Origin of the sequence: Gottfriedia acidiceleris (genome assembly GCF_023115465.1) — a bacterium.
GTDB lineage: Bacteria > Bacillota > Bacilli > Bacillales > Bacillaceae_G > Gottfriedia > Gottfriedia acidiceleris_B.
Genome location: NZ_CP096034.1, coordinates 3223886 through 3241577, shown reverse-complemented (window position 1 = coordinate 3241577; position 17692 = coordinate 3223886). Strand labels below are relative to the sequence as shown.

16 protein-coding genes are annotated in these 17692 nt (G+C 32.9%); 13 read left to right on the top strand and 3 right to left on the bottom strand.

Translation table 11 applies throughout. From position 1 onward, the window contains the following. Positions 1-174 precede the first annotated feature (174 nt). From typA to MY490_RS15410, 3 genes are all read left to right on the top strand, one after another. The gene (gene typA / locus MY490_RS15420; RefSeq protein ID WP_248269390.1) at positions 175-2022 is read left to right on the top strand and encodes a translational GTPase TypA; all 1848 of its coding nucleotides are present in this window, start codon (positions 175-177) and stop codon (positions 2020-2022) included. A gap of 148 nt (positions 2023-2170) precedes the next feature. Continuing rightward, on the top strand, positions 2171-2488 hold the full coding sequence (locus tag MY490_RS15415) for a YlaH-like family protein (RefSeq protein ID WP_235821791.1): 318 nt from the start codon (positions 2171-2173) through the stop codon (positions 2486-2488). 35 nt (positions 2489-2523) lie between these two features. After that, positions 2524-2796 carry a hypothetical protein gene (locus MY490_RS15410; RefSeq protein ID WP_088013082.1) on the top strand — a complete coding sequence of 91 codons (273 nt, stop codon included), beginning with the start codon at positions 2524-2526 and terminating at the stop codon, positions 2794-2796. Positions 2797-2917: 121 nt separating this feature from the next. Here MY490_RS15410 and MY490_RS15405 read toward each other — a convergent pair whose 3' ends face one another. Then, positions 2918-3118: a YlaI family protein gene (locus MY490_RS15405; RefSeq protein WP_056468526.1), complete on the bottom strand. Its 201-nt coding sequence runs from the start codon at positions 3116-3118 to the stop codon at positions 2918-2920. Between the two features lie 159 nt (positions 3119-3277). Between MY490_RS15405 and MY490_RS15400 the strand changes: the two genes are divergently transcribed. Continuing rightward, complete coding sequence (locus MY490_RS15400; RefSeq protein WP_248266494.1) at positions 3278-3739, top strand: pyridoxamine 5'-phosphate oxidase family protein; 462 nt, start codon at positions 3278-3280, stop codon at positions 3737-3739. A gap of 151 nt (positions 3740-3890) precedes the next feature. Next, positions 3891-5219: a PhoH family protein gene (locus tag MY490_RS15395; RefSeq protein ID WP_056468520.1), complete on the top strand. Its 1329-nt coding sequence runs from the start codon at positions 3891-3893 to the stop codon at positions 5217-5219. Between the two features lie 67 nt (positions 5220-5286). Here MY490_RS15395 and MY490_RS15390 read toward each other — a convergent pair whose 3' ends face one another. Further along, positions 5287-5775 (bottom strand): peptidyl-prolyl cis-trans isomerase, encoded by a 489-nt coding sequence (locus tag MY490_RS15390; protein WP_248266493.1) that lies wholly within the window; start codon positions 5773-5775, stop codon positions 5287-5289. A gap of 335 nt (positions 5776-6110) precedes the next feature. Here MY490_RS15390 and MY490_RS15385 point away from each other — a divergent pair, with 335 nt between their 5' ends. The 3 genes from MY490_RS15385 to pyc all read left to right on the top strand — a co-directional run bounded on the left by MY490_RS15385 (position 6111) and on the right by pyc (position 11250). Beyond that, positions 6111-6401 carry an Fpa/YlaN family protein gene (locus tag MY490_RS15385; RefSeq protein ID WP_069035558.1) on the top strand — a complete coding sequence of 97 codons (291 nt, stop codon included), beginning with the start codon at positions 6111-6113 and terminating at the stop codon, positions 6399-6401. 176 nt (positions 6402-6577) lie between these two features. Then, positions 6578-7720 carry an FtsW/RodA/SpoVE family cell cycle protein gene (locus tag MY490_RS15380; protein ID WP_248266492.1) on the top strand — a complete coding sequence of 381 codons (1143 nt, stop codon included), beginning with the start codon at positions 6578-6580 and terminating at the stop codon, positions 7718-7720. 80 nt (positions 7721-7800) lie between these two features. Then, a complete protein-coding gene (gene pyc / locus MY490_RS15375) occupies positions 7801-11250 on the top strand; it encodes a pyruvate carboxylase (RefSeq protein ID WP_248266491.1) in 3450 nt (1149 codons plus the stop codon). 117 nt (positions 11251-11367) lie between these two features. Here the strand turns inward: pyc and MY490_RS15370 are convergent, their stop codons facing one another. Next, on the bottom strand, positions 11368-12303 hold the full coding sequence (locus tag MY490_RS15370; RefSeq protein ID WP_248266490.1) for a COX15/CtaA family protein: 936 nt from the start codon (positions 12301-12303) through the stop codon (positions 11368-11370). A 360-nt stretch (positions 12304-12663) separates the two neighbouring features. Here MY490_RS15370 and cyoE point away from each other — a divergent pair, with 360 nt between their 5' ends. From cyoE to ctaF, 5 genes are all read left to right on the top strand, one after another. Continuing rightward, the gene (gene cyoE / locus MY490_RS15365) at positions 12664-13623 is read left to right on the top strand and encodes a heme o synthase (RefSeq protein ID WP_432707084.1); all 960 of its coding nucleotides are present in this window, start codon (positions 12664-12666) and stop codon (positions 13621-13623) included. Between the two features lie 95 nt (positions 13624-13718). After that, the gene (gene coxB / locus MY490_RS15360; protein WP_248266489.1) at positions 13719-14759 is read left to right on the top strand and encodes a cytochrome c oxidase subunit II; all 1041 of its coding nucleotides are present in this window, start codon (positions 13719-13721) and stop codon (positions 14757-14759) included. 32 nt (positions 14760-14791) lie between these two features. Then, positions 14792-16648, top strand: a complete 1857-nt coding sequence (gene ctaD, locus MY490_RS15355) for a cytochrome c oxidase subunit I (protein WP_248266488.1) — start codon at positions 14792-14794, stop codon at positions 16646-16648. Beyond that, a complete protein-coding gene (locus MY490_RS15350; RefSeq protein WP_248266487.1) occupies positions 16648-17271 on the top strand; it encodes a cytochrome (ubi)quinol oxidase subunit III in 624 nt (207 codons plus the stop codon). The genes ctaD and MY490_RS15350 overlap by 1 nt, the downstream gene beginning before the upstream one ends. Before the next feature lie 4 nt (positions 17272-17275). Then, the gene (ctaF, locus tag MY490_RS15345; protein WP_248266486.1) at positions 17276-17614 is read left to right on the top strand and encodes a cytochrome c oxidase subunit IVB; all 339 of its coding nucleotides are present in this window, start codon (positions 17276-17278) and stop codon (positions 17612-17614) included. Positions 17615-17692: the final 78 nt, after the last annotated feature.

The window sequence follows — 17692 nt, the reverse complement described above, 5'->3', positions numbered from 1 at the left end:
ATTTTACTCTTTGTCGAATCGGATGTAAATTTGAAAAAAATAAAACTTTACTAAATATTTATTAATAATATATATTTTTGTTTAAACATTTTCTTGAGATATTTCCGTGTGCATGTGCTATAATGTTTTAGTTAATAATGAAAATAGATGTGTAGACATTTTAGGAGTGAATATATTTTGAAAAAAAGAGAAGATTTACGCAATATAGCAATTATTGCGCACGTTGACCATGGGAAAACAACGTTAGTTGATGAGTTATTAAAACAATCAGGTACATTCCGTTCAAACGAAAACGTTAATGAACGTGCAATGGACTCTAATGATATAGAACGTGAACGTGGAATTACAATTTTAGCTAAAAATACAGCAATCCAATATGAAGGTAAACGTATTAACATCATGGATACTCCTGGACACGCCGATTTTGGTGGGGAAGTAGAACGTATCATGAAAATGGTTGATGGTGTTCTTTTAGTGGTAGATGCTTATGAAGGATGTATGCCACAAACTCGTTTCGTATTGAAAAAAGCTTTAGAACAACATTTAACACCAATCGTAGTAGTAAATAAAATCGACCGTGACTTTGCACGTCCTGATGAAGTAGTTGACGAAGTAATCGATTTATTTATCGAATTAGGTGCAGATGAAGATCAATTAGAATTCCCAGTTGTATTCGCATCAGCAATCAACGGAACTTCTAGCTTAGAATCTGATCCTGCTAAACAAGAACCAAATATGAATGCTTTATTCGATACAATTATTGAGCACATTCCATCTCCAATCGATAATAGTGAAGAGCCTTTACAATTCCAAGTTACATTATTAGACTATAATGATTATGTTGGACGTATCGGTATTGGACGTATTTTCCGTGGAACAATGCAAGTTGGTCAATCAGTTGCTTTAATGAAACTTGATGGATCTGTTAAACAATTCCGAATTACAAAAATGTTTGGATTCATTGGATTAAAACGTATTGAAATCCAAGAAGCAAAAGCTGGAGACTTAGTAGCAGTATCTGGTATGGAAGATATCAACGTAGGTGAAACAGTATGTCCTGCTGAACACCAAGAAGCTCTTCCAATTTTACGTATTGATGAGCCAACTCTTCAAATGACATTCTTAGTAAATAACTCACCATTTGCTGGTCGTGAAGGTAAATTTGTAACTTCTCGTAAAATCGAAGAAAGATTATTACAAGAACTACAAACAGACGTAAGTTTACGTGTAGAAAATACAGATTCTCCTGACGTTTGGATTGTAAGTGGACGTGGAGAACTTCACTTATCAATTTTAATTGAAAATATGCGTCGTGAAGGTTATGAGCTTCAAGTTTCTAAACCTGAAGTTATCATTCGTGAGATTGACGGTGTAAGATGTGAGCCGGTTGAGCATGTGCAAATTGACGTTCCTGAAGAATATACTGGTTCAATCATGGAATCAATGGGTGCTCGTAAAGGTGAAATGAGAGATATGGTAAATAATGGTAACGGCCAAGTTCGTTTAACATTTATGGTACCAGCTCGTGGTTTAATTGGTTATACTACAGAGTTCTTAACTTTAACTCGTGGTTATGGAATTATTAACCATTCATTCGATAGCTACCAACCAGCTATTCAAGGTCAAGTTGGTGGACGTCGTCAAGGTGTATTAGTATCAATGGAAACTGGTAAAGCTTCAACATACGGAATTATGGGTCTAGAAGACCGTGGTGTAATTTTCCTTGAACCAGGAACAGATGTATACGATGGTATGATTGTTGGTGAACACAACCGTGATAATGATTTATCAGTAAACGTTGTTAAAGTTAAACACGCTACTAACATCCGTTCAGCTAATAAAGACCAAACTACAACAATGAAAAAACCACGTATTATGACGCTTGAAGAATCTTTAGAATACTTAAATGATGATGAGTACTGTGAAGTTACGCCAACATCAATTCGTTTACGTAAAAAGCTTCTTGATAAAAATGAGCGTGAGCGTGCAGCGAAAAAGAAAAAATTCGCTGAACAAGACTAATTAAATTTTAAAATAATTATGATATAATAAAACCGACTAGAAAATAGTCGGTTTCATTTTTGTAAACAAGTACAAAAAATTAATATTATAGTCGATCTAAAAGCGAATAAAATTACTTCGTTTTATTATTTAATAGGGGGATATGGATTTGGAAAAAGCTCCAAAGGGATTTGAATTTGTGATAACACAGTTAATAAATATAACTCATGATATTCATCTTTCAATGTGGATATTATATGGTTTAATTGTTGTATTATGTATTGTGGTATATCATTTAGGTTTCGCAAAAAAATTAAGCATCCTTAAAAGTTTAATCATTTATGTTTTACTTATGATTGGATGTAGTTTCCTCACTTTCTTAGCTTTAAGAATACCAATCGTAGAAGCATTACTAGCAAGTGTTTTCGTTTTAGGAGTATATAAGATTCGTTTACATCAATCAAAAAAGAATAATGCTACTACATAACCTAACCTAACACTTTATAGAGAGTTGGTATTAAGATGAAATCTGTTCAGGACGCTTTATATAATTGGTTAACGATAAAAGTTATATATGAAGGTAGACCTTCGGATGAAGCTGCTAAAGAGACGTATGAGATGTTTGATTCGATTTTAAAAGAGGATCATCAAGTATCTAATGTAAAAATAGAAAAAATGGAAGATTTCTATTTAATTACATTTACACAAGCAGAAAAAGAGCGTACAACGCGCTTTCCAATTGAAATGATTGATTGCTTTTTAGATCAAGTAAAAGTTAATCCAGAGAAGTATTAAAAACCTAGAAATTAATCTAGGTTTTTTTTGTTTAAACTTTTAGTGGATTTATAAGTGAAAATAATAGTTAAGACTTAATCGTTTTTCCAAAAAGAAGCCTAATTGGCTTCTTTTTTTAAATTTACCACTCGTCATTGTCCTTTACCGGTTTTAAGAAACGGAAATTTCCTGTTGCAATTCTTTGTTCTGTTTTTATTTTAATTCGATCGTAACATTCAGAGCATGTATATGTATGGATAGGACGATTTCTTAATTTTTTTGCAATAGGTGATTCATCGCTAATAGATTCGCTTTTATCACAAATCATGCATTTAACTCTCATGTGAAATTTCTCTCCTTATATATGTATATGGAACTTTAGTTAACATAATTATAACAGGTTTTAGAATATATTTTTAGAAAACAGTAGTTTTAGCAGGAAGTTTTCAATAAACTTTGAATTATATTAGTATACTCTTTATTTGAAGGAGATGAAATAGTGATGGTAAACAGTATTGAGAAAACATTATCACCAAGCTTATTAGAAGATTGTAATAAAGAAAAGATTGTTTTTTTAAGTACATTTAACTCCGAAAAAAATGCACCAGTTACGAATGCAATTTCTTGGCTTGTTGCTTTAGATGATAAGACGATTCGTTTTGCAGTAGATCAAAGATCAGCAATTATATCGAATATCGAAGAGGTTGAAGGCGTATCATTAAGTTTATTCTCAAATGAAACAGTTTATAGTATCTCAGGAAATGCAAAAATTTTAATGAAGCAAATGCCTGGGATTCCATTAAAATTAGCGTGTATAGAAGTAGATGTTAATGAAGTAAAAAATATATTGTTTTATGGGTCTAAAATAACAGTCGAACCAGAGTATGCAAAAACTTATGATGAGAGAGCTGCGAAAAAATTAGATGTAGCAGTTTTAAGTGGTCTTAGATCACCTGAGCTTTAAACATTAAAAAATATTCTAAAGTAGAGAGAATTTCATATAATATATTAACGGTTCGTCCATTCTTCGACTAGTAACCAAATGTAAGACCAATCAATTTAGAATTAAAACTAATTATTCTAATCTGAGTTATTTTTAGTCAGGAGGTTAAGGATTGAGTAAAATATATGTTCTCGACACCAATGTACTACTGCAAGACCCACTAGCAATCTTTTCATTTGAAGATAATGAAGTAGTTGTACCAGCTGTTGTATTAGAGGAAGTAGACTCAAAGAAGAGATATATGGATGAAGTTGGTCGTAATGCTAGGTATGTATCCAAACTAATTGATAGCTTTCGAGAACTAGGGAAATTACATGAAAGTATTCCTCTTGAAAACGGTGGTTCATTTAGAATTGAATTAAATCATCGCTCATTTCAACAATTGCAAGAGATCTTTGTTGAAAAAACGAACGATAATCGCATTTTAGCTGTTGCAAAAAACTTATCACTTGAAGAAGAAGCAAAAGAAAGCGGAAAAACAGTCATTTTAGTTAGTAAAGATACGTTAGTTCGCGTAAAAGCTGATGCATTAAATTTATTAGCTGAAGATTATTTAAGTGATCGAGTAGTAGAAGTCGATCATATTTATACCGGTTATCTAGAGTATTACATAAATACAGATTTATTAAACAAGTTTTACGAGAAAACTGAACTTCCTGTTTCAGATATAGCGAACCATCCATTTTATCCTAATCAATTCATCGTATTAAAGGATGCTCTCGGTGGTAAGAGCTCAGCTCTTGGAGTTGTAGATAAAACGGGGACAAAAATTAAGAAATTTGTTTTCTCTAATGAACATATTTGGGGCATAAGGCCAAGAAATGCACAACAGTCCATGGCGTTAGAATTACTACTTCGAGACGATATACCGTTAGTTACATTGATTGGAAAAGCAGGAACAGGAAAAACTTTATTAGCTCTAGCAGCAGGTTTAATGCAAAGTGAGGACCTACAAAGCTATAAAAAGTTATTAGTTGCTAGACCGATTGTTCCAGTTGGAAAGGATCTTGGTTATTTACCAGGTGAAAAGGATGAAAAACTTCGTCCATGGATGCAACCGATTTATGACAATCTAGAATACTTATTCAATACGAAAAAACCAGGTGAACTTGATGCGATTTTAGCCGGAATGGGCTCTATTGAAGTAGAAGCTTTAACTTATATAAGAGGAAGAAGTATTCCAGAGCAATTTATTATTATAGATGAGGCACAAAATCTAACTAGGCATGAAGTAAAAACAATTTTAACCCGCGTTGGTGATAAGAGTAAAATTGTATTAATGGGGGATCCAGAACAAATTGATCATCCATATTTAGATGAATACAACAATGGATTAACTTATGTAGTTGAAAAATTTAAAGATCAAAAAATAAGTGGACATGTAAAATTAATAAAAGGCGAACGTTCATCAATTGCCCAACTTGCAGCGGATATATTGTAATTATTAAATGCTTACAAAAGCAACATCTTACCAAAATCTATCTGTAAGATGTTGCTTTTGTTTTAAACTATAAAATAATTTTCCTGATTGAAGTAATTGGTGTTTCTTTATTTGTGCCATCAGCAAAATATAAATGTACTGGCCCATCATCAAGGATTCTCTTGCCATTGTATGAAAATGCTAAATAACTTTCATATACAGTTTCAAAAGATAATTTTATTAATTCACCTTCTGTTTCGATCGTAACTTCTGAATCACGATTTTTCGGATTACTATTGTCTATAAAATAAGAAAATGGCATTGCATACGATTCATTAAGCCATTCTTTTTTTTGAGTAGCGTATAAAGGGCTATTATCAACCTTCGCACCTTCAACAATTTCACGATCCCAATGCTTTGAAACACTTTTCGTATATTGTTCAAGCTCATCAACCTTTTTCAAATCACCAGCTAACAAACGATCTAACTTAACCTTTCTTTCATCAAAAATCCATACACTTGGATCAATTGTTAACGGAAACTCCACATTGCCTGTTAATTGAAAAACATCACTCATATACTAAAACCCCTTCTATGTACTAAGTCTAATTATAGTGTACGACTATTTTAAGTAAAAAGACAAACAATTGAACAAAATAGATAAGCTAATTTACATTTAAGTTTTTATATGTTTTCAGCTTTTTTATCATGATTAAATGAGCGGTTTTTTTTGTAGAAATTAGATTACAATATAAATTTATATCCTAACATAAGAAAATTCTAATAAATAAACTGTTGCAAAAATATAATTTGCTAAAAACCATATTTGCAAAAATTTTGATTTAAGTTGATTTTTCCTAAAAAGAACTATAATATTAAATAGATAGCTTGTACGGAAGCGGAGGGAGAAAATTGAGGTCTGATGCTGTAACAGATTACAAAGATAAAGCATTTGAATTATTAAAAAAAGATGCTGAAAAAATATTAAAATTAATAAATGTGCAACTTGATCATTTAACGATGCCACAATGCCCTCTATATGAAGAGGTTTTAGATACTCAAATGTTTGGATTATCAAGGGAGATTGATTTTGCTTCTCGTTTAGGTTTAATTGAAGCAGAACAAGGTAGAGAACTTCTTTCTGAACTTGAGCGTCAACTATCTGCTCTACATGAAGCGTTTACAGATCAAAAGAATAAATAATTATTAGCAACAAAAGCTCAAACAATAAATGTTTGAGCTTTTTTTTGTGAATTTTTTTAATTGTTATAAGTAATAAATCTATTAATCTATGTTACAATATTTTTATTTAAAAAGGGAATTTAGCAAAATAGTTGAATACATAAAGTATAATTAATCAAAGCAGGGATGATTAAGTAATGTTAAAAAAATATTTGAAAAATATTGATTATATGATTTTTGTTCCATTATTAGTGTTATGTTTATTTGGATTAATTATGGTGTATAGTGCAAGCTCACCATTACCATCCATTCGTTATCAAAGTGAACATTGGCCAAGTGACTATTTCTTTCATAAGCAATTAGTTGCCTTTGAAGTAGGGATGTTTGCATTTGTTTTTTTAATGTTTTTACCTGCAACTTTCTTTAGAAAAAGAATTGCCTTGATATTAAATGTAGCGGTAAGTATAGGATTACTTATTGCTGTTCTACTGTTTGGTGAAGTTAGAAATAATGCAAAAAGCTGGGTATTTGGTATTCAACCAGCCGAGTTAATCAAATTAGGATCAATTGTTCTTTTAGCAGGATGGTACTCCAAACGACAAAAGCGAATTACAAAGAACTGGAAAATGCTTTTTGCTCCATGGTCCATAGTAGCTATTTATATCATCCTATTGAGATTACAACCGGATACAGGTACAGCCTTATTAATAATCGGTACTTGTGCTGTAGTTTCGTTTTGTAGTGGTTTTATTGTTAAGAGATTAATACTCCTATTCGTTGGTGGAATCGGATTACTATATCCATTAATTAGTATTTGTATCAGTTTAGGGATCGGATTAACAGATGTACAAGTTAATCGTTTTTTAGCTTTCCGAAATCCTTTTGACTATGCGCAAGGAATCGGATTTCAAATCGTAAATTCACTTATCGCTTTTGCTAATGGTGGGCTTACTGGAGTTGGATTAGGAAAAAGTATTCAAAAACTAGGTTATTTACCTGAGCCTCATACAGACTTTATTCTAGCTATAATCGGTGAAGAAACTGGTTTAATCGGAGTAATTGTAGTTATTTTATGTATATTCATAATTGTTTGGCGTGGATTGTTAATAGCTCATCAATCAAAGGATTCTTTTGATTCTTTATTAGCTACAGGGATTAGTGCAATCATCGTCATTCAATCATTTGTAAATATTGGAGGAGTTACTTCGTTAATTCCACTTACGGGTGTTCCGTTACCTTTTGTTAGTTATGGAGGAACTTCTTTAATCGTTATGCTTTCTATGGTTGGTATTTTAATGAATATTTCAATACGAAATAAGATTCATAAAGAAACTTTATAAAATCTTCAAAAATGCATTTTGAAAAAAGTTTATTCTTAATTTATTGATAATTATCTTTCATAAATACAGGAGGCTTACAAATGACTTACACGAAACAGATTAAAAAAGTTCTAGTTGCTAACCGAGGTGAAATTGCAATTCGAGTATTTCGAGCTTGCACTGAGTTAGGTATTAGAACAGTTGGTATTTATTCTAAAGAAGATGAAGGGTCATATCACCGTTATAAAGCTGACGAAGCATACATAGTTGGAAAAGGTAAAAAACCAATTGATGCTTATCTAGATATTGAAGGTATTATTGAAATTGCAAAGAAAAACAATGTAGATGCAATCCATCCAGGGTATGGATTCTTATCAGAAAATATTAAATTTGCTCAGAGATGTGAAGAAGAGGGCATTATTTTTATCGGACCATATTCAAGACACTTAGATATTTTTGGAGATAAAATTAAAGCAAAGCAACAAGCTCTTCAAGCTAATTTGCCAATTATTCCAGGGAGCAATGGTCCAGTAAACTCATTGGATGATGTAAAGGAATTTGGTGAAACTTATGGATTCCCGATTATTATTAAAGCTGCTTTAGGTGGTGGCGGTCGTGGAATGAGGATTGTCCGTACGATTGCAGGATTAAAAGATGCATACGAGCGTGCTAAGTCTGAAGCAAAAGCTGCGTTTGGTAATGATGAAGTTTATGTTGAGAAGTATATTGAAAATCCAAAGCATATTGAAGTTCAAATATTAGGAGATCACCAAGGTAATATTATTCATTTGTTTGAACGCGATTGTTCAATTCAAAGAAGACATCAAAAATTAGTTGAAGTTGCACCATGTACTTCGATTAGTGAAGATTTAAGAAATAGAATTTGTGATGCAGCTGTTCAATTGATGAAAGAAGTAGAATATGTAAACGCTGGTACAGTTGAATTTTTAGTTGCTGGTAATGATTTTTATTTTATTGAGGTAAACCCTCGCGTACAAGTTGAACATACAATTACTGAGATGATTACAGGAATTGATATTGTTCAAACACAAATCTTAATTGCACAAGGGAATAGTTTACATAGTGCTAAAGTAGGAATTCCATTACAAGATGAGATTCCAAGAATTGGCTATGCGATTCAAGCACGTGTTACTACTGAGGACCCACTTAATAACTTTATGCCTGATACAGGAAAAATTATGGCATATCGTTCAGGTGGAGGTTTTGGTGTAAGGTTAGACACTGGTAACAGCTTCCAAGGTGCTGTTATTACACCTTACTATGATTCATTATTAGTAAAAGTAACGACCCATGCATTAACTTTTGAAGGAGCAATTGCGAAGTTAAATCGAAATTTAAAAGAATTCCGTATCCGTGGGATTAAAACAAATATTCCATTCTTAGAAAATGTTACGACACACCCAGATTTCTTGTCTGGTGAGTATAATACTTCATTTGTAGATTCATCTCCGGAATTATTTGTTTTTGCAAAAAGAAGAGACCGTGGAACAAAATTATTAAATTATATTGGCAATGTAACAGTGAATGGGTTTCCAGGTATATCGGTTAAAGAAAAACCAGCTTATGATGATATTATCATTCCAAATGTAAATCATATTAAAAATGCTGAAAGTGGAACTAAACAATTACTAGATAAATTAGGTGCTGATGAATTTTCGAAGTGGATAAAAAATCAACCGAATGTTTTATTTACAGATACAACATTTAGGGATGCACACCAATCACTGCTTGCAACGAGAATTCGTTCAAAAGACCTAATTACAGTAGCAGAACAAACGTCAAAATTATTACCTAACTTATTCTCTATGGAAATGTGGGGCGGAGCGACTTTCGATGTAGCGTACCGTTTCTTAAATGAAGATCCATGGGAAAGATTATTAAATTTAAGAGAAAAAGTTCCAAATGTATTATTCCAAATGCTTTTACGTGGTTCAAATGCAGTTGGTTATAAAAATTATCCTGATAATCTTGTTAAAAAGTTTATTGAAGCATCAGCTCAAGCAGGAATCGATGTATTTAGAATATTTGATAGTCTAAATTGGATTAAAGGGATGGAAGTCGCAATTGATGCTGTAAGAGATAGTGGAAAGCTTGCTGAAGCATCGATATGTTACACAGGAGATATATTAGACCCAACTAGAACAAAATACAACTTAGCGTATTATAAAGAGCTTGCAAAGGATTTAGAATCGGCTGGTGCACATATTTTAGCTATTAAAGATATGGCTGGTTTATTAAAGCCTCACGCTGCTTATACGTTAATTAGTGAGTTGAAGGATACTGTAGATCTACCAATCCACTTACATACTCATGATACGAGTGGAAATGGTTTATACACTTATGTAAAAGCAATTGAAGCTGGCGTAGATGTTGTAGACATTGCAATTGGAAGTATGTCTGGGTTAACTTCTCAGCCAAGTGCAAATAGTTTATATTATGCTCTAAAAGGTTCAAATAACGAAACAAACTTAAATATAAACGGCTTAGAGCAATTATCAACCTACTGGGAAGGCGTTCGAAAGTACTATAGTAGTTTTGAAAGTGGTATGGTTTCACCACATACAGAGGTTTATCAACATGAAATGCCAGGTGGTCAGTATTCTAACTTAAAACAACAAGCTAAAGGTGTTGGTTTAGGAGACCGATTTGAAGAAGTCAAGGACATGTATGGCAGAGTAAACCAACTATTTGGAGATGTCGTTAAAGTAACACCATCTTCTAAAGTTGTTGGAGATATGGCATTATTTATGGTTCAAAATAATTTAGACGAAGATTCTGTATATGAAAAAGGAGAAAATATCGATTTTCCTGATTCAGTAATAGAATTTTTTGAAGGAAAACTGGGACAACCTCATGGTGGATTTCCAAAGAGTTTACAACGTATCATCTTAAAAGGCAGACAGCCATTAACTGAAAGAGCTGGTGAGTCATTAAAACCAATCGATTTTAAAGATGTTGAGGAGTATTTATTCAAGACGTTAAATCGCCAAGTTACTAATTTTGATATATTATCTTATTGCCTATATCCTAAAGTATTTATGGACTATCAAAAAAATGTAGAAAGCTATGGAGACTTATCTGTACTTGATACACCTTCTTTCTTCCATGGAATGAAACTAGATGAAGAAATTAAAGTAGATATTGAACGTGGTAAAACACTGATTGTTAAACTTGTTTCGATTGGTCAAGCTCAGCCTGACGGAACAAGGGTTATATACTTTGAATTAAATGGTCAGCCTCGAGAAATAGTGGTGAAAGATTACTCAATTAAATCTACTGTCGTTCAAAAAAGAAAAGGGGACACTAGTAATCCAAACCATATTAACGCAACAATGCCAGGTACTGTTTTAAATGTACTTGTTAAAAAGGGCGATGTAGTTGAAAAAGGTCAAACTTTAGCAATTACAGAAGCGATGAAGATGGAAACAACTGTCCAATCTCCATTTACAGGTGTAATAAGAGACATTCTGATTACATCAGGAGAGAGTATTTCTACAGGTGATCTACTAATAGAACTAGATCAAAGATAAAAAGTAACATGTAGTGCGAAGTTAGAGAAGCTCAGTAAAAGGGCAACTCTTCTTCGCTTTCTTTTTAAATGTAAAAAAAGGTATTTCTTCTACATAAAAGTGGAAGAAATACCTTTTTTATGAGATATTTTTATTTTGAAGTAACTCAGAATTTGAGCTTTTACTTCTTGTACAAACTAAACTTTGGAAGCTAAATATAGCAAACAAACATGAGATTAAAATAGCATGTGTTAATGCAACATAAATATTTAGGTTTGTAAAAACGATAACCGCTCCACAAATTACTTGAAGTGTAACAAGAATTAAAGATACAAACCATCCAAAATAAATACCACGTTCATTACGATAGTACTTATAAGCATGTACAAAAGCAATGATTATCCAGACGAATAAAAGAAAAGCCGCGAATCGATGCCCCATTTGAATCCATTCATGAACTTGTGTAGGAATTCCATTGTTTGCTTTACTACATAGGGGCCAACTAGGACAAGCTAAACTAGCATTTTCATGACGAACAAGTGCGCCCGTATAAACTACTAAGTATGAATAAATCCATAAACCGTAAGTATGAAATTTCATTCTTTTTCCGACATAAAAAGAATTTTTTTGATAATTGCGATCACGTTCAAAAATTAATAATGTTAACATGACTACAGCAGCAAAACAAATTAGAGAAATACCAAAATGAATTGCTTTTACAGCTGGGACTTGACCCCAAACTACTGCGGCTGCTCCGATTAAGGCTTGAGCAACTAGAAAAATACAAGAAATGATTGCTAAAAACTTTGTTTCTCTTTTATGAGGAATGACAATCCAAGCAAGTACTGCTAATAATAAAACAAATATCCCAGCAAGGCCTGATGCTGCACGATGAGATAATTCTATGACAGTTTGAATAGTTAGATGATCAGGAATGATTTGACCTTTACAAAGAGGCCATGACCTTCCACAACCGAGTCCAGAATTAGTCTTTGTTACGAGTGCACCACCTAATAGAACAATTAAAAGAATGAATGAGGTAATTAACGATACCCCTTTTAAAACACGTAGCAAGTACATCCACCCACTTTTATAAAATAATAATAATTTTAAAATTTAATTATTAAAAAAATTATTCTGTAAATAATACTTCTATATCATATAAGATTACGACATAAAATTCAAAGGTAACCTTCATATTTAGACATATTATTTGTTTTTTCTTAACTTTGGATGTATTCATTTTTAAAATATAGAAATAATTAATTTTATAATTAAATAGTATTTAGTATTGAAAAGATAGACTGTATAAGTTAAAATTTTTTTGAAACGTACACAATTTGTTCATATATTTATCACAAAAATTTCATTGAATTTAGTTTAATAGAAGTATGTCTAAATTAAAAACTCATTATGAACCATTAAAAAATGGGTATGAAAAATGAAGTTTTGCAAAAAAAGAGGAGGATTGACTTGGAACAATTAGCTAATAATGTTTCTAATAACGAAGAAACTAATCATCCTTCTAGTTCACTAAAGAAAGATTTACTTTCTTTAATGAAAATAGGGATCGTAAACTCTAATATACTGACAACTTTTACAGGTATCTGGTTAGCAATCCAAATAAATGGATTAGATATATTAGATTCTTTACCAAAAGCAATTATTACTGTAATTGGTTCATCACTTATTATTGCTGGATCATGTGTTATCAATAACTATATTGATCGTGATATTGATCCATACATGGAGAGAACTAAAAACAGACCAACTGTAACCGGTAATATTAAACCAAGCGTTACAATCTCGATTGGTATTCTTTTATTAATTGTGGGCTTTACATTTATGGCTTTCACAACCTTAATGGCTGTTGTATATGCATTTATTGGTGCATTTACATATATCGTACTATACACTCTTTGGACGAAACGTAATTACACGTTAAACACAGTAGTAGGTAGTATATCTGGTGCAGCACCCCCATTAATTGGATGGGCAGCAATCGATGCGAACTTGCATCCAATTGCTTGGATGCTGTTTTTAATCATGTTTATATGGCAACCACCTCATTTTTTAGCACTTGCGATGAGACGTTCTGAAGAATACAAAAGAGCGGGAATTCCAATGCTACCAGTGGTTTACGGATTTGAAATGACGAAACGTCAAGTGATGATTTGGGTATTATGTTTATTACCACTGCCATTTTACATGCAAGCTCTAGGTTTACCATTTATTATTTTTGCAACAATATTGAATATTGGATGGGTTATTTTAGGATTATATTGTTATAAACAAAAGGATGATCAAAAGTTCTCTAAACTGATGTTTATATACTCCATTAACTATTTAACTCTTCTATTTATGTCAATGATTGTGTTTACAATTTCGTTTTAATTAGGGGTATTACGGGGGATTTTTTTATTGTTTGTTTAATCTTATTTTTAAATAAGAATGAAACACTTTAAATTGAAAGAGGGGGAAGTATACTTATGAAACATTGGCGATTAGTCTCGCTAATTTCCTTGATAGCAGTTATTTTGAGTGCATGTGGACATGCAAATCAATCTACACTGAATCCTCAAGGTGAAGTAGCAAAAATGCAATACGATCTTATGAAGCTAAGTACGATGATCATGGTATTCGTTGTTGCTGTAGTAACAGTTCTTTTCCTTTACGTAATCGTGAAATATCGTCACCGTAAAGGTCAAGAGAATATTATTCCAAAGCAAGTAGAAGGTAATCATTTCTTAGAGCTTCTTTGGACAATTATTCCTGTTATTTTACTTATTATTCTAGCAGTACCAACAGTATCACAAACGTTCAAGCTTTCAGATGAGAAGCAAATATCAAAAGATGAGAAGAAAAAAGATGCAATTGTTATTAATGTAAATGCTCATCTTTTCTGGTGGGAATTTGAGTATCCAAAACAAAAATTCATTACTTCTCAAGACATGTATATCCCAGTTGGTAAAAAAGTTATCTTAAACCTAAAAGGTCAAGATATTAAACACTCATTCTGGGTACCATCATTAGCAGGTAAGATTGATACAAACGTTGAAGGCGAAAACAAAATGTGGCTTTCAGCGGATAAAGAAGGTACATATAATGGATTCTGTGCAGAGTTTTGTGGTCCTTCACATTCATTAATGCAGTTTAAAGTTAAAGTTGTAAGTCAAGCCGACTATGATAAGTGGTTAGCTGATATGAAGAATCAGAAAGGTCAAGCTGTAACAGCAGATGCACAAGAAGGTGAAAAAATCTTCAAACAAAGCTGTATTGGTTGTCATGCTGCAGATGCAAATGATACAAGACCACCTGCTGCACGACTTGCTCCAAACTTAGCTAACTTCGGTGATCGTGATATGGTTGCTGGTATTGCTAAAAATAATGAAGCAAATATCAAAAAATGGTTAACTAATCCGGAAGCTATGAAGCCAGGAAACCTTATGACAGGTAAATATGGTGAATTATCAGCTGATCAGATTGATGCATTAACTGCATACTTAACTAGCTTAAAAATTGCAAAATAAATTAATGGATATGAAGCAAAGGGGGTAATACTGTGAGTTCTGTAGCGAAAAAGAAACCACTATTGTGGGACTACTTAACGACAGTCGACCATAAGAAAATTGCCATCCTGTATTTAATTGCAGGCGGATTCTTTTTCTTAGTTGGTGGGATGGAAGCGTTATTTATTCGTATACAATTAATTAAGCCAGACAACACATTTTTAGTTGGTGATGCTTATAACCAAGTATTAACAATGCATGGTACAACAATGATTTTCTTAGCGGCGATGCCGATGATCTTTGCATTTTTTAACGCGGTAGTACCTTTACAAATTGGTGCTCGTGACGTAGCTTTCCCGTTTTTAAATTCTTTAGGTTTCTGGTTATTCTTCGTTGGTGGAGTTTTCTTAAACTTAAGTTGGTTCTTAGGTGGAGCGCCTGACGCAGGTTGGACTTCATATGCGACACTAGCTCTACACAGTAAATCACATGGTGTAGACTTCTACTTATTAGGTCTACAAATTTCAGGTATTGGTACATTAGCAGGTGGTATTAACTTCTTAGCAACGATTATTAACATGCGTGCTCCAGGGTTAACATACATGCGTATGCCACTATTTACTTGGACGGTTTTTGTAACATCAGCACTTATTTTATTTGCATTCCCGGCATTAACAATCGGGTTAGCGTTATTAATGTTTGACCGCCTATTCGGAACTGCATTCTTTGATGCATCTTTAGGTGGAAACTCAATGATCTTTGAACATTTATTCTGGATTTTCGGACATCCAGAGGTTTACATTCTTATATTACCGGCATTTGGTATCTTCTCTGATATCATTCCAGCATTCTCTAAGAAACGTTTATTCGGTTACTCTTCAATGGTATTCGCAACAGTTTTAATTGGTTTCTTAGGATTCATGGTATGGGCTCACCATATGTTTACAGATGGTCTTGGTGCAGTAGCAAATGCTATTTTCGCTGTTGCAACAATGGCGATTGCTGTTCCTACAGGGGTAAAAATCTTTAACTGGTTATTAACAATGTGGGGCGGACAAATTCGTTTTACAACACCAATGCTTTGGTCAGTTGCTTTTATTCCATCATTCGTACTAGGTGGGGTAACTGGTATTATGAATGCTGCAGCTCCTGCTGACTATCAATTCCATGATAGTTATTTCGTAGTAGCTCACTTCCACTACGTAATCGTAGGTGGGGTAGTATTTGGTCTTTTTGCCGGTGCACATTACTGGTGGCCAAAAATGTTTGGTAAAATCTTAAATGAAACATTAGGTAAAATTACATTCTTTTTATTCTTTATTGGTTTCCATTTAACATTCTTTATTCAACATTTCTTAGGATTAATGGGTATGCCTCGTCGTTACTTTACATACTTACCTGGACAAGGCTTAGATACTGGAAACATGATCAGCTCAATCGGAGCAATGTTCATGGGTCTAGCTACTATCGTAATGTTAATCAATGTTGTTTATACAGCAATAAAAGGTAAAAAAGCTGCTGGAGATGCATGGGGTGTAGGTCGTACACTTGAGTGGTCAATTCCTTCTCCTGCACCAGAATATAACTTTGCTCAAATTCCTTATGTACGTGGATTAGACGCTCTATGGGTAGAAAAAATGGAAGGAGACGGCAAAATGACACCTGCTGAACCACTAGGTGATATTCATATGCCAAACTCATCTATTTTACCGTTTGTTATGTCAGTAGGCTTATTTATTGCAGCATTTGGGGCAATGTATAATGACCAACTTAAGAACCACACTGCAGTTGGTGTATTAATTCTTGGCTTATTTATTACATTCGGTTCAATGTTCTTACGTTCTTGGATTGATGATCATGGATTCCATATCCATAAAGAAGATATAGCTGATGAGGGGGTTGAGGCATAATGGAAATGAATCAAAAATTTACAGCTGAAACGTTTCCTCATAACCCTGAAAAAGCGACAGAAGAAGGTAAAAATAAGTTCTTAGCATTCTGGCTATTTCTTGGTGGAGAAACTGTATTATTCGCATCATTATTTGGTACTTTCTTAGCATTAAGAAACTCTACTGCTGGTGGAGCAAGTGCTGCAGAAATGTTCGAACCAAAATTAGTATTCATTGCTACTATGTTACTATTAACATCTTCTCTTACAAGTGTTTATGCAATGTACCACATGAAAAACTTTGAACACAAAAAGATGATGTTATGGTTAGGTATTACAGTTTTATTAGGTCTAGGATTTTTATTATTAGAAATTTACGAATTTAGACACTATATGCACGAATTTCATTTTACAATTAAAAGCAGTGCATTTGGTTCTTCATTCTATACATTAGTAGGTACTCATGGTGCCCACGTATTTGTTGGTTTACTATGGATCACTACTTTAATGCTTCGAAATGGTGGAAGAGGTTTAAATTTATACAACGCTCCGAAGTTTTATATTGCAAGTTTATACTGGCACTTCATCGACGTAGTATGGATTTTCATCTTTACAGTAGTATACTTAATGGGAATGGTGGGATAAGAAAATGGGCACAAATACAAACTCTCATCAAAGAAATCAAGTTGAAATAAAGTATCACAGACGCAAACATGCAGAAGAAATGAAACAACAATTAATTTCATTTGCATTAATGATCATTTTAACACTTGCATCTTTCGGAGCAGTATTGTACAGAGATAAAATGGATCCATACTTTACGGTACCATTTATTTTATTACTTGCTGTAGTACAATTAGTGTTCCAACTTTATTACTTCATGCACATGAAAAATAAAGGTCACAGCACACCAGCCTTCTTCCTATATTCAGGCGTTACAGTTGCTGTAATTACACTATTAACATTCTTAACATTAATCTGGTTATGATGTAAAAAGGAAGTGAATTTAATTCACTTCCTTTTTTTTTGTAGGACATACTTTCAGTTTAGTTCAAAAAGAAACATT